This is a genomic window from Bradyrhizobium sp. 172, from assembly GCF_023101065.1.
GTDB classification, from domain to species: Bacteria; Pseudomonadota; Alphaproteobacteria; order Rhizobiales; family Xanthobacteraceae; genus Bradyrhizobium; species Bradyrhizobium canariense_D.
The window spans coordinates 3,504,804-3,517,171 of sequence record NZ_CP064701.1 but is presented as its reverse complement, the minus strand read 5'-3'; the positions used below and the strand labels follow the sequence as shown (position 1 = coordinate 3,517,171).

Genomic DNA, 12,368 nt, shown 5'->3' with positions numbered 1-12,368 from the left:
ATCGCTTTTAGCATCGGGGCAAGGTCGCGCAAGCGTACGTCACTGTTGCCCACGCCCTCAGGTTGTTCCATGCTGTCCCTGCAAGGAGCCGCCGTGGACGCCATCAATCCAAGTGTAGAGCTGACCGAAGCCGACAGGATCGACCGCCTGCGGCTGATCCGGTCCGACAATGTCGGGCCGCGCACGTTCCGGTCGCTGGTCGAGCATTTCGGCTCGGCGCGCGCGGCGCTGGAGCGGCTGCCGGATCTCGCACGCCGCGGCGGCGCGCAACGATCGGCGCGCATCTGCAGCGCCGACGAGGCGAAAGCCGAGCTCGCCGCGAGCCGCAAGTTCGGAATTGCCTGGCTCGCGCCCGGTGAGGACGGTTATCCGGCGCGGCTGGCAACGCTCGACGATGCGCCGCCGCTGCTCGCCGTACGCGGCGACAATGCAACGCTGACGCGACCGATGATCGCGATCGTCGGCTCGCGCAACGCATCCGGCGCAGGCTTGAAATTCGCCGGTCAGCTCGCCCGCGAGCTTGGCGAAGCCGGCTTTGTCGTCATCTCCGGCCTTGCCCGCGGGGTCGACCAGGCCGCGCACCGCGCCAGCCTCGAGAGCGGCACCATAGCCGTGCTCGCCGGCGGACATGACTGCATCTATCCGCCGGAGCACGGCGATCTGCTGGCCTCGATCCTCGACCGCAAGGGTGCCGCGATCTCCGAGATGCCGCTCGGCCACGAGCCGCGCGCCCGCGACTTTCCCCGCCGCAACCGGCTGATCTCGGGCGCCGCGCTCGGCGTGGTCGTGGTGGAGGCGGCGCACCGCTCGGGCTCGCTGATCACCGCGCGCATGGCCGCCGAACAGGGTCGCGAAGTGTTCGCCGTGCCGGGCTCGCCGCTCGACCCGCGCGCCGCCGGCACCAACGATCTGATCAAGCAGGGCGCGACGCTCGTCACCGAAGCGGCCGACGTCGTCAACGCGGTCGCACCGATCATGGAGCGGCCGCTGATGCGTACCGCGCGCGAGCCCGACAGCGAGCCGTTCGAGAGCGATCCTCAAGGGCACGACCGCGACCAGATCACCGGCCTGCTCGGCCCTGCCCCTGTCACGATTGACGATCTCGTGCGGATGTCCGGCGCCTCGCCGGCCATCGTGCGTACCGTGCTCTTGGAACTCGAGCTCGCCGGCCGGCTCGAACGCCACGGCGGTGGCTTGGTCTCGCTGCTTTAAGGAGTGGTCCGCTCGTCGAAGCGCGTACGCGCCGCGGCGATCTGCTGCTGATGCGTGATCGCCCATTCGCCGAGTGCCTTTACCGGCTGCTGCAGTCCCCGGCCGAGATCGGTCAGCTCGTAATCCACCCGCGGCGGAATGGTCGGGAAGATCGTGCGTGTGACCAGGCCGTCACGCTCGAGCCCGCGCAGCGTCAAGGTCAGCATCCGCTGCGAAATGCCATTGATCATGCGCTTGAGCTCGTTAAAGCGCTTGGGCCCGTCACTTAGCATCATGATGACGAACACGCTCCATTTGTCGCCGACGCGCGCGAGGATCGAGGCGACGCCGCGGCAGTCCGCATGGTTGGGATCCGGCCTTGGTGAGGCGGGCAAATCGATGTGCGCAGGTTTCAGGGATGTGCCCATGGCTCAAAAAGGTGCGTTCTTGCGGGGATTTCGATAGTCACTCATGTAGCTCTGGTTACAAACTTATACCAGGGTGATCCCGAATGAAACTCCTCCACATCGACTCCAGCGTGCTCGGCCCCCACTCCGTTTCGCGGCAAGTCTCCGCCGCCATCGTCGACCGTCTCAGGCAGGCGACGCCATCGCTCGACATCGTCTATCGCGACCTGACGCAGAGCCCGCTCGCCCATCTCTCCGGCTCGCATCTGGCGGCCGCGCAAGGCGCGCCTGCGCCGGCGGAGCTCGGCCCCGATCTCGCCGCCAGCAAGGCCGCGCTGGACGAGTTTCTTGCCGCCGACATCGTCGTGATCGGCGCGCCCATGTACAATTTCACCATTCCGAGCCAGCTCAAGGCCTGGATCGACCGGGTCCTGGTGGCGGGGAAGACGTTCAGCTATGGGGCCAACGGCCCGCAGGGCCTTGCCGGCGGCAAGCGCGTAATCTTCGCGGTTTCGCGCGGGGGCTATTACGGCGCGGGCTCGCCCGCCGCGTCGCTGGAGCACCTCGAAAGCTATCTGCGTGGCGTGTTCGGTTTCATGGGGATTCATCATCCCGAATTCATCAGCGCCGACGGAATCCAGGTCGGCCCGGAGCATCGCGAGAAGTCGCTCGCAAGCGCGCTCGAGGCGGCGACCGCCCTCCGCGCGGCCTGATAACGCGCACATCATCAGCCGCCGCAACATCGCTTGCGGCGGCTGATCGACCGGTGCGCGATCGGCGAAGCTAAAACCAGGCGCCCTGAATGCCCAGGATGACGGCGACGAGGGAAACGAACAGGCCGATGCCGGAGAAAAGAGCGACCCCGACGAACTCGGAGGTGTCGGAACGCTTGGCAGGAACGGCGGAGTTTTCGGTGTAAATACGCGGTGCTGAAATCGGGGAAATAATACGAGCTGCCTTTGGCATATCGGGCTCCCTTGAAATGAGTCTTCGTGACCCCCTGCCCGTAAAAGTGTCTTGGCAGCGCAAGCGAAGGTTCAATGCCTCCCGCAACGTTCAGAAAATACAGCTCGCGAGACGTGGGAACCGGCCGGCGCAACCGCTCGCCGCTGCGCCGACCGATTCAATTTGCACCAAGATTGATCAGCCGCGATAGATCGGCGCGCCGCTCGGAGAGGCAACCGCGCCGCCATCGACGAAGATTTCCTGGCCCTGCACATGCGCGGAATCGTCGGAGGCGAGGAACAGCACAGTCTTGGCGACGTGATCTGTTTCACCAATGCGCCCCAGCGGCGTCGTCAGCGCGATCCGCTTCTCGAACGCCTTCTCGGCTTCGGGCGTCGCGGTCGCGGGTCCCCAGATCGGCGTGCGGATCGCACCGGGCGCGACCACGTTGACGCGAATGCCCCGCGGCGAGAGCTCCGAGGCCATGATCCGCGCCATCGCCCGCACGCCGGCCTTGGCGGCGCCATAGGCCGAATAGCCGGGAATGCCGAGCACGGAGATCACCGAGCCGTTGAGGACGATGGAAGCATTGTCGTTGAGATAAGGCAGCGCGGACTGAACGGTGAAGAACACGCCGGTCAGATTGGTGCTGATGACCTTCTCGAAGACCTCCAGCGTGGCCGACCCCAGCGGCGTACCGCCGGCGATGCCGGCATTGGCGAACAGGATGTCGAACTTGCCGAACTTTTCGGCGCCCTTCTTGATCGCAGATTCGGTCGCGGCAATGTCGGTGGCGTCGGCGGCGAGCGCGAGCGCGTTCGGCCCGAGCTCCTTCGCGGCCGCCTCGAGCGTCTCCTTGTTGCGCCCGGTGATCACCACCTTGGCGCCCTCGGCCACGAACAGCTTTGCCGTTGCCAGTCCAATGCCGCTATTGCCGCCGGTGATCAGGGCCGTCTTGTTCTTCAGTCTCACGTTCGCCTCCAGTGGTTTCATCATAAAACTACGATTGCCATCTAGGCCACCTGGTTTTAAGATGCAACCACAAGAGCGCGTGAACGGTGACAGGACCGTGCGATCGCGAAAGGACCAGATCATGGTGAAACGGACGAGCTTCGAGGGGGACGCCTGCCCGATCGCGCGATCGCTGGAGGCGATCGGCGACCGGTGGTCCCTGCTGATCATCCGCGAGGCGCTGTTTGGGCTGCGCCGCTTCGGTGAGTTTCAGAGCAAGCTCGGCATGGCCAAGAACATCTTGTCGACGCGGCTGCGCGCGCTGGTCGATCACGGCATCCTGACCACGGCCCCCGCCTCCGACGGCAGCCCTTACGAGGAATATGTGCTGACGCCGAAAGGCCGCGGCGTCTTCCCGGTGTTGGTAGCGCTGCGCCAATGGGGCGAGGATTTCGACGATCGCCCGTCGGAGATCGCGACCATCCTGGTCGATCGCGAGAAAGGCCGACCGGTGAAGAAGCTCGAACTGCGCGCGGAGGACGGGCGATTGCTCAGCCTCGCGGACACCTCGCTGAAGCCGCGGCCTGCGCCGCGGCGACGGTCAGCGGGATAGCGGTGCGCTGTCTCTTCAACGTCGTCCTGGCGACCGATTCCGCTCGGTCTTCGCGGCTACGACAGCCCGCGATTGCTCCGCAGGTTGACCCACTTTCATCGAAGGCGGGTCGGCATGTACCCGAGCGTCCCAACTCGCAATATGGCGTGGCGGACTTGTACAAGCCATCGACAGCGTCAAAGATGGCGAGGTCCCACCAAACTGGCACCACCATGCCCCTGCTCGCCATCACCTATTTTTCCATCTCGGGCACCACCGAGAAGCTGGCGCATGCGGTTGCGCGCGGAGCAGATGGCAAAGCGCAGGTCACGCTGTGTCGCATCACCGGCGGCGACATCGTGTCAGGCCGCTTTCAGAATGAGAGCTTACTGGAGACGATCGATGGCGCCGACGCAGTTGCGTTTGGCAGCCCGACCTATATGGGCGGGCCAGCCGCTCAATTCAAAGCGTTTGCCGATGCTTCAAGTGATCGATGGAGCCAGCAGCGCTGGGCCAACAAGATCGCAGCCGGGTTCACCACGGGCGCCTGCGCAAGCGGCGATCAACTCCACACACTGTCCTACTTTTCCATTCTGGCCGCGCAGCACGGCATGCTCTGGTGCGGACTGGATATTCCCGGTGGCGAGGATCCGAGCGGCCGCAATCGTTTGGGCAGCCAGCTTGGTCTGGCAACACACTTGATTGACGGCTCGTTGCCGGAGAGCGACCTCGGCACGGCCGCATATCTCGGCCTGCGATTGGCCAAAATGGCAAGCCGCAACGGCTAACCGCACCGTCGTTGGAGCAGTACATCGCCCCCTTCACGACAGCCTGCGCTTGCTCCTCAGCCGCAGATGCTCGTCCGCCTCGAGCTTGGTCATTCCCAGGAGATAATGCAGCACGTCGAGCCTGTGCCGTTCGGCAAGCTTGCGCAGGGCCCCGACCTGCTCGGCGATGAAGGCGACCGCCTCCTCGACGCCGCCCTCCCCCGGTTCCTCGTGACGCAAGCCTCCCCCCGCGCGCGATGCGGCGCCCGCCCGTTTCTTTCCTGGCTTAGTCACCAGCCCCCACCCGAATCCATGCCCCGCGGCAACATTACGCCGACATCGACCGCAACTCAAAGGTGGTATTCTGCAACTTTCTCGATATGAAACTTTTCCCATCGGGAGGGCTCTCAACAGCCCTCGATTTGACAGCGACGGCCTCACCACCCATGTTCGGGACGAAAGGGCCGACCCGAATCTCATCGAATTCGGCCCCAAATTTCCCCATAAGTTACTGGAACTACATGAATATCGTCATTGTGGAGTCGCCGGCGAAAGCCAAGACGATCAACAAGTATTTGGGCTCGTCCTACGAGGTTCTGGCCTCGTTTGGCCATGTCCGCGACTTGCCGGCAAAGAACGGCTCCGTCGATCCCGACGCCAATTTCAAGATGATCTGGGAGGTCGACCCCAAGGCGGCCGGCCGGCTCAACGACATTGCCAAGTCCCTCAAGAACGCCGATCGCCTGATTCTCGCCACCGACCCTGATCGCGAGGGCGAGGCCATCTCCTGGCACGTGCTGGAGGTCCTGAAAGAGAAGCGCGCGATCAAGGACCACAAGATCGAGCGCGTGGTGTTCAACGCCATCACCAAGCAGGCGGTGACGGACGCGATGAAGAATCCGCGCCAGATCGACGGTGCGCTGGTCGACGCCTATATGGCGCGCCGCGCGCTGGACTATCTGGTCGGCTTCACCCTCTCCCCCGTGCTGTGGCGCAAGCTGCCGGGCGCCCGCTCGGCGGGCCGCGTGCAGTCGGTGGCGCTGCGTCTGGTCTGCGACCGCGAGCTCGAGATCGAAAAGTTCGTTGCGCGCGAATACTGGTCGCTGATCGCGACCCTGCTGACGCCGCGCGGCGACGCCTTCGAGGCCCGTCTCGTCGGCGCCGACGGCAAGAAGATCCAGCGCCTCGACATCGGCACCGGCGCGGAAGCCGAAGACTTCAAGAAGGCGCTGGAAGCAGCCGCCTACGCGGTGACCGCGGTCGATGCCAAGCCGGCCCGCCGCAATCCGCAGGCCCCCTTCACCACCTCGACGCTGCAGCAGGAAGCCAGCCGCAAATACGGCTTTGCGCCGGCGCACACCATGCGCATCGCGCAGCGGCTCTATGAAGGCATCGACATCGGCGGCGAGACCACCGGACTCATTACTTATATGCGTACCGACGGCGTGCAGATCGACCCGTCCGCGATCACCCAGGCCCGCAAGGTGATCGGCGAGGATTACGGCAACGCCTATGTGCCGGACGCGCCGCGTCAGTACCAGGCCAAGGCCAAGAACGCCCAGGAAGCCCACGAAGCGATCCGGCCGACCGACATGTCGCGCCGTCCCGACAGCATGAGCCGCAAGCTCGAGTCCGACCAGGCGAGACTCTATGAACTGATCTGGAAGCGCACCATCGCGAGCCAGATGGAATCGGCCGAGCTGGAACGCACCACGGTCGACATCACGGCGAAGGTCGGCGGCCGCACGCTGGACCTGCGCGCCACCGGCCAGGTCGTCAAGTTCGACGGCTTCCTCGCACTTTACCAGGAAGGCCGCGACGACGAGGAGGACGAGGACTCCCGCCGCCTGCCCGCGATGAGCCCCAACGATGCGCTGAAGCGGCAGTCGCTCGCCGTCACCCAGCACTTCACCGAGCCGCCGCCGCGCTTCTCCGAGGCCTCGCTGGTCAAGCGCATGGAAGAGCTCGGCATCGGCCGGCCCTCGACCTATGCCTCGATCCTCCAGGTGCTGAAGGACCGCGGCTACGTCAAGCTCGAGAAGAAGCGCCTGCACGGCGAGGACAAGGGCCGCGTCGTAGTCGCGTTCCTCGAAAGCTTCTTTGCCCGCTACGTTGAATACGACTTCACCGCCAATCTGGAAGAGCAGCTCGACCGCATCTCCAACAACGAGATCTCCTGGCAGCAGGTGCTGAAGGATTTCTGGACCGGCTTCATCGGCGCGGTCGACGAGATCAAGGATTTGCGCGTCGCGCAGGTGCTCGACGTGCTCGACGACATGCTGGGACAGCACATCTACCCGCCCCGCACCGATGGCGGCGACATCAGGCAATGCCCCAGCTGCGGCAACGGGCGGCTCAATCTCAAGGCCGGCAAGTTCGGCGCCTTCGTCGGCTGTTCGAACTATCCGGAATGTCGCTACACCCGTCAGCTCGCCGCCGACGGCGAGGCAACGGCCGATCGTTCGCTCGGCCAGGACCCGGATACGGGCCGCGATGTCTGGGTCAAGGCCGGGCGGTTCGGCCCCTACATCCAGCTCGGCGAGCAGAAGGATTATGCGGAGGGCGAGAAGCCGAAGCGCGCAGGCATTCCGAAGGGGATGTCCCCTGGAGATGTCGAGCTCGAGCTTGCGCTCAAGCTGCTGTCGCTGCCGCGCGAGATCGGCAAGCATCCGGAAACCGGTGAGCCGATCACCGCGGGTCTCGGCCGCTTCGGGCCGTTCGTGAAGCACGAGAAGACTTATGCCAGCCTCGAGGCCGGCGATGAGGTGTTCGACATCGGCATCAACCGCGCGGTGACGCTGATCGCGGAGAAGATCGCCAAGGGCCCGAGCCGCCGCTTCGGCGCTGATCCCGGCAGGGCGATCGGCGATCATCCCACCCTCGGCACCGTCACGGTAAAGGGCGGCCGCTACGGCGCCTATGTCACCGCGGGTGGCGTCAATGCCACGATCCCGAGCGACATCGAGAAAGACGCCATCACGCTGCCGCAGGCAATCGCGCTGATCGACGAGCGTGCGGCCAAGGGCGGCGGCAAGAAGCCGAAGAAAGCGGCGAAGCCGGCCAAGGCCAAGAAGGCTGCGGCGAAGGCCGCCGACGGCGATGACGCCGCACCAAAAACCAAAAAGCCGGCCGCGAAGAAGGCGGCCAAACCCAAATCCGAATCCACCAGCAAGGCGCGCGCAGCCGTGTCGTCGACGGCCAAAACGTCACCGACCAAGGCAGCTGGCGCCAAAGCTCCGGCCAAGAAAAGTGCCGGCACCAAATAGAGGCTAAGTGAAACGCAAGAATGACCGTGGCTTTCCCGACAGGGCAGCCATCGTCGCCTTCATCAAGGCAAATCCCGGAAAGGTCGGAACCCGCGAAATTGCACGCGAGTTCGGCCTGAAGAACGCCGACCGCATCGAGCTCAAGCGCATGCTGCGCGAGCTCGCCGACGACGGGCTCGTCAAGAAAAAGCGCCATACGATTTCAGAGCCGGACAGCCTCCCGCCGACGCTGGTCGCCGACATTACCGGCCGCGACGCCGACGGCGAGCTGGTCGCCTCCCCCACTGAATGGGACGAGGTCGAAAGCGGCGAGCCGCCAAAGATCCTCATCACGATGCCGCGCCGGCCGAAGCCCGGCACCGCGGCCGGCGTTGGCGATCGCGCGCTGCTGCGGGTCGAGCGCTCCGACGAGACCGAAGGCCCGGCCTATCGCGGCCACATCATCAAGGTTTTCGACAAGACCAAGAGCCGCATCCTCGGCGTCTTCCGCAGCCTGCCCGAAGGCGGCGGACGGATCATCCCGGTCGACAAGAAGTCCGCCGACCGCGAGCTGAACATCGCCCCGACTGAGACGCACGGCGCGCAGGACGGCGATCTCGTCAGCGTCGACATCATCCGCTCGCGCGGCTTTGGGCTGGCGTCAGGCCGCGTCAAGGAGAAGCTCGGCTCGGTCAAGTCGGAGAAGGCGATCAGCCTGATCGCGATCTACGCGCACGACATCCCGCTGCAATTCCGTCCCGCGGCAGAGCGCGAAGCCGAAGCGGCGGAGCCGGCCAATCTGAAGGGGCGCGAGGACTGGCGCGATGTGCCGCTGGTCACCATCGATCCGCCGGATGCCAAGGATCACGACGACGCGGTACACGCGCAGCCGGATCCTGATCTCAACAACAAGGGCGGCTTCATCGTCGATGTCGCCATCGCCGATGTGAGCTTCTACGTGCGACCGGGCACCGCGCTCGACCGCGATGCGCTCGATCGCGGCAACTCGGTCTATTTCCCCGACCGCGTCGTGCCGATGCTGCCCGAGCGCATCTCCAACGATCTCTGCTCGCTGGTGCCGGGCGAGCCGCGCGGCGCGCTCGCGGTGCGGATGATCATCGCGCCGGACGGGCGGAAACGGTCGCACAGCTTCCACCGCATCCTGATGCGCTCCGCAGCCAAGCTGAACTATGCGCAGGCGCAGGCCGCGATCGACGGAAGGCCGGACGACACCACCGGCCCCCTGCTCGATCCAATCCTGAGGCCGCTTTATGCCGCCTATGCCTGCGTCAAGCGCGCGCGCGACGAGCGCGATCCGCTCAATCTCGATCTGCCCGAGCGCAAGATCCTGCTCAAGCCCGACGGCACGGTCGACCGCATCGTCGTGCCCGACAGGCTCGACGCGCACAAGCTGATCGAGGAGTTCATGATCCTCGCCAATGTCGCGGCAGCCGAGATGCTCGAGAAGAAGTCGCTGCCGCTGATCTACCGGGTGCATGACGAGCCGACCCTGGAAAAGGTCCACGCGCTCGCGGAATTCCTGGCGACGCTGGACGTTCCGTTCGCGAAAGGCGGCGCGCTGCGCCCCGCTCTGTTCAACCGCGTGCTGGCGCAGCTCGAAGGCCACGACCACTTTCCGCTGGTCAGCGAGGTCGTGCTGCGCGCCCAGGCACAGGCCGAATACTCTTCGGAGAATTACGGTCATTTCGGCCTGAATTTGCGCCGCTATGCGCATTTCACCTCGCCGATCCGCCGCTACGCCGACCTTGTCGTGCACCGTGCGCTGGTTCGCGCGCTCGGCCTCGGCGAAGGCGCGCTGCCCGACACCGAGACGCCGGAAACGTTGAGCGAGGTCGCAGCTCATATCTCAGTGACCGAGCGGCGCGCGATGAAAGCGGAGCGCGAGACCGTCGACCGCCTGATCGCCCATCACCTCGCCGACCGCATCGGTTCGAGCTTCCAGGGCCGCGTCTCCGGCGTCACGCGCGCCGGCCTGTTCGTCAAGCTCGCCGAGACCGGCGCCGACGGCCTGATCCCGATCCGATCCCTCGGCACGGAATATTTCAACTATGACGAGGGCCGCCACGCCCTGGTCGGCACCCGCAGCGGCACCATGCATCAGCTCGGTGATGTTGTCGACGTCCGCCTGATCGAGGCGGCTCCGATCGCAGGCGCGTTGCGCTTCGAGCTGCTGTCCTCGTCCGGCGAGACCGCACCGCGGGGCCGCAGGTCCTCCGGTCCGCAACGCCGCCGCTCGTTCAAGGCGCACCCCGGGCGCAGTCCTGACAAGAAGCGCAAGCCGGACAAGCCGAAGAAGCCCGGCAAGGGGAAAACGGCCAAGGGAAAAAGCAAGGGCAAGGGCCAGAAGGGCAAGGCATGGTGACGACGAGCACGGCGCCGAAGATCTGGACCCGCGACACCGGCCTCGTCGAGAAGCGCGACGTCTTTGCTGCGATGAGGCGCGGCTTTCGCGGCCGCTGCCCGCGCTGCGGCGAGGGAAAGCTGTTCCGCGCCTTCCTGAAGACCGCGGATAACTGCTCCGTCTGCGGCCTCGATGTCACGCCGCATCGGGCCGACGATTTGCCAGCCTATCTCGTCATCGTCATTGTCGGGCACATCGTGGTGCCGACTATTCTGTGGATCGAGACCAACTATACGACGCCGGTCTGGATCAGCTTCGCGGCCTATCTGCCCTTCACCTTCGTCGCCTCGCTGGCACTGCTGCAGCCGGTGAAGGGAGCCGTGGTCGGATTGCAATGGGCTCTGCGCATGCACGGGTTTGACGAGAACCCGACGGATGGTATTCCGCCGGTGTAAGCAAAATAAACAAGTAGTGGTTTGGGTGAGGACATGACGGATACGTCGCAGGCAGCCGACAAGGCAAAGATCCACGAGGGCAAGGAAGCCGATCATCATCCCTATTTCCGCCCTAGGGATGCCGCGACACTGATCCTGGTCGACCGCAGCGGAGCCATTCCAAAAGTCCTGGTCGGCAAGCGCCACGACAAGGTGGTGTTCATGCCCGGAAAATTCGTTTTCCCGGGCGGCCGCGTCGACAAGGACGATTATCGCGTACCATGCGCGGCGCCGATCACCGCCGAACTGGAAGCCAATCTCGCCAAGGGCAGCCCGAAGACGCCGGCCTCCCGCGCAAAATCGCTGGCGATCGCCGCGATCCGCGAGGCCTGCGAGGAAACGGGTCTCTGCCTCGGACGCAAGGCCGAGGTAAAGACAAAACTCGAAGGCGCCTGGAAGCCGTTCGCGGATGCGGGCCTGTTGCCGGATCCCTCCAGCCTGTTCCTGATCGCGCGCGCAATCACCCCGCCCGGCCGCGTCAAGCGGTTCGACACGCGCTTCTTCACGGCGGACGCCTCCGCGATCACCCATCGCGTCGACGGCGTGATCCACGCCGATGCCGAGCTTGTCGAGCTGGTCTGGGTCGAGCTCGGCTCGAAGCCGCTCGCCGATCTGCATCCGATGACGCGCAATGTGCTCAACGAGCTCGACGCGCGCCTTGCCACCGGCCCGCTCCGCCACGATGCGCCGGTGCCGTTCTTCCATTTCTACGGCGGCAAGATGCAGAAGGATATTTTGAGCTGATCAGTTCGTGACGTCCGCATTGTCCGCGTCGGGCTCGGTGCCGACATAGTCGCGCGCGGGAAGGTTCAGCACTCGCCCGAGCTCGCTGGCGAAGCGACTGGCTTCCTCGCGCTTGGTGAAGCTCATCAGCGTGATCGGCTCGGTCCCTTTGTTGCCGCAAAGATTGACATCATATGTCGTCAGCTCCGGATCGTCGTCGTCGGTAATGCTGATGAAATGATAATCGGCGAGATCGCGATGCTTGCGAAAATTCAGCGGGCCGAACTGCCTGGTGATGACGATCTGGCGCAGCGTCTCGTTCAGCACGACGAAGGTGCGAAAGGTGAGCAGGATGATTCCGGGGATGCCCACGAGCAGCCCGAGTCCCGTGAACACCACCACCGGCATGAGATCATCGGCGAGCCGCCCAAAACCGGAGAAATCCTGCCGCAGGCCGAGCGCGACATTCCACAGCAGATAGAAGCTCGCCGCCAGCAGCGGCAATGACAGCAGCCGCCCGACCCAGGGCATGGGCCGGTCGATGCGGACGATGCGCCCGTCCACGGTCATTGCACCTGCCATCGAAGGTCTCCTCGGGAGCGAAAGTCATGGCTTGGTCGGAGTGAGCCGTGGATCGGTTCGATGGGACTCCTCCGTCATTCCGGGCGCGGCCCGGAATGACGCGAATGTG

The 12,368-nt window shown here is 65.0% G+C and carries 13 protein-coding genes; 8 read left to right on the top strand and 5 right to left on the bottom strand.

Features of this window, described 5'->3' with window-relative positions; genetic code table 11:
- Positions 1 to 69: 69 nt before the first annotated feature.
- A complete protein-coding gene (dprA, locus tag IVB07_RS16970; protein WP_204511389.1) occupies positions 70 to 1,212 on the top strand; it encodes a DNA-processing protein DprA in 1,143 nt (380 codons plus the stop codon).
- Here dprA and IVB07_RS16965 read toward each other — a convergent pair.
- A complete protein-coding gene (locus IVB07_RS16965; RefSeq protein ID WP_018458326.1) occupies positions 1,209 to 1,619 on the bottom strand; it encodes a helix-turn-helix domain-containing protein in 411 nt (136 codons plus the stop codon). The two genes, dprA and IVB07_RS16965, sit on opposite strands and share 4 nt — an antisense overlap.
- Before the next feature lie 83 nt (positions 1,620 to 1,702).
- Between IVB07_RS16965 and IVB07_RS16960 the strand changes: the two genes are divergently transcribed.
- Positions 1,703 to 2,311, top strand: coding sequence for an FMN-dependent NADH-azoreductase (locus IVB07_RS16960; protein ID WP_018458327.1), 609 nt, complete (start codon positions 1,703 to 1,705; stop codon positions 2,309 to 2,311).
- A gap of 70 nt (positions 2,312 to 2,381) precedes the next feature.
- Here the strand turns inward: IVB07_RS16960 and IVB07_RS16955 are convergent, their stop codons facing one another.
- Positions 2,382 to 2,564 (bottom strand): hypothetical protein, encoded by a 183-nt coding sequence (locus IVB07_RS16955; protein WP_018458328.1) that lies wholly within the window; start codon positions 2,562 to 2,564, stop codon positions 2,382 to 2,384.
- A 177-nt stretch (positions 2,565 to 2,741) separates the two neighbouring features.
- Positions 2,742 to 3,515 (bottom strand): SDR family oxidoreductase, encoded by a 774-nt coding sequence (locus IVB07_RS16950; protein WP_166517487.1) that lies wholly within the window; start codon positions 3,513 to 3,515, stop codon positions 2,742 to 2,744.
- 121 nt (positions 3,516 to 3,636) lie between these two features.
- Between IVB07_RS16950 and IVB07_RS16945 the strand changes: the two genes are divergently transcribed.
- Positions 3,637 to 4,107: a helix-turn-helix domain-containing protein gene (locus IVB07_RS16945; protein ID WP_204511390.1), complete on the top strand. Its 471-nt coding sequence runs from the start codon at positions 3,637 to 3,639 to the stop codon at positions 4,105 to 4,107.
- 212 nt (positions 4,108 to 4,319) lie between these two features.
- On the top strand, positions 4,320 to 4,874 hold the full coding sequence (locus IVB07_RS16940) for a flavodoxin family protein (protein ID WP_085395633.1): 555 nt from the start codon (positions 4,320 to 4,322) through the stop codon (positions 4,872 to 4,874).
- A gap of 33 nt (positions 4,875 to 4,907) precedes the next feature.
- Here IVB07_RS16940 and IVB07_RS16935 read toward each other — a convergent pair whose 3' ends face one another.
- Positions 4,908 to 5,093: a hypothetical protein gene (locus IVB07_RS16935; RefSeq protein ID WP_018458332.1), complete on the bottom strand. Its 186-nt coding sequence runs from the start codon at positions 5,091 to 5,093 to the stop codon at positions 4,908 to 4,910.
- 281 nt (positions 5,094 to 5,374) lie between these two features.
- Here IVB07_RS16935 and topA point away from each other — a divergent pair, with 281 nt between their 5' ends.
- The 4 genes from topA to IVB07_RS16915 are packed head-to-tail and all read left to right on the top strand — an operon-like array spanning position 5,375 to position 11,698.
- Positions 5,375 to 8,119, top strand: coding sequence for a type I DNA topoisomerase (gene topA, locus IVB07_RS16930; protein ID WP_085383371.1), 2,745 nt, complete (start codon positions 5,375 to 5,377; stop codon positions 8,117 to 8,119).
- A 7-nt stretch (positions 8,120 to 8,126) separates the two neighbouring features.
- The gene (gene rnr, locus IVB07_RS16925; RefSeq protein ID WP_247767757.1) at positions 8,127 to 10,481 is read left to right on the top strand and encodes a ribonuclease R; all 2,355 of its coding nucleotides are present in this window, start codon (positions 8,127 to 8,129) and stop codon (positions 10,479 to 10,481) included.
- A complete protein-coding gene (locus IVB07_RS16920; RefSeq protein ID WP_018458336.1) occupies positions 10,475 to 10,915 on the top strand; it encodes a DUF983 domain-containing protein in 441 nt (146 codons plus the stop codon). Before rnr ends, IVB07_RS16920 begins: the two co-directional genes overlap by 7 nt.
- Before the next feature lie 33 nt (positions 10,916 to 10,948).
- A complete protein-coding gene (locus IVB07_RS16915) occupies positions 10,949 to 11,698 on the top strand; it encodes an NUDIX hydrolase (RefSeq protein WP_085351448.1) in 750 nt (249 codons plus the stop codon).
- Here IVB07_RS16915 and IVB07_RS16910 read toward each other — a convergent pair whose 3' ends face one another.
- Entirely contained in the window at positions 11,699 to 12,259 is a 561-nt protein-coding gene (locus tag IVB07_RS16910) for a hypothetical protein (protein ID WP_247338479.1), read from the bottom strand. It abuts the gene before it with no gap.
- Between the last annotated feature and the right edge of the window lie 109 nt (positions 12,260 to 12,368).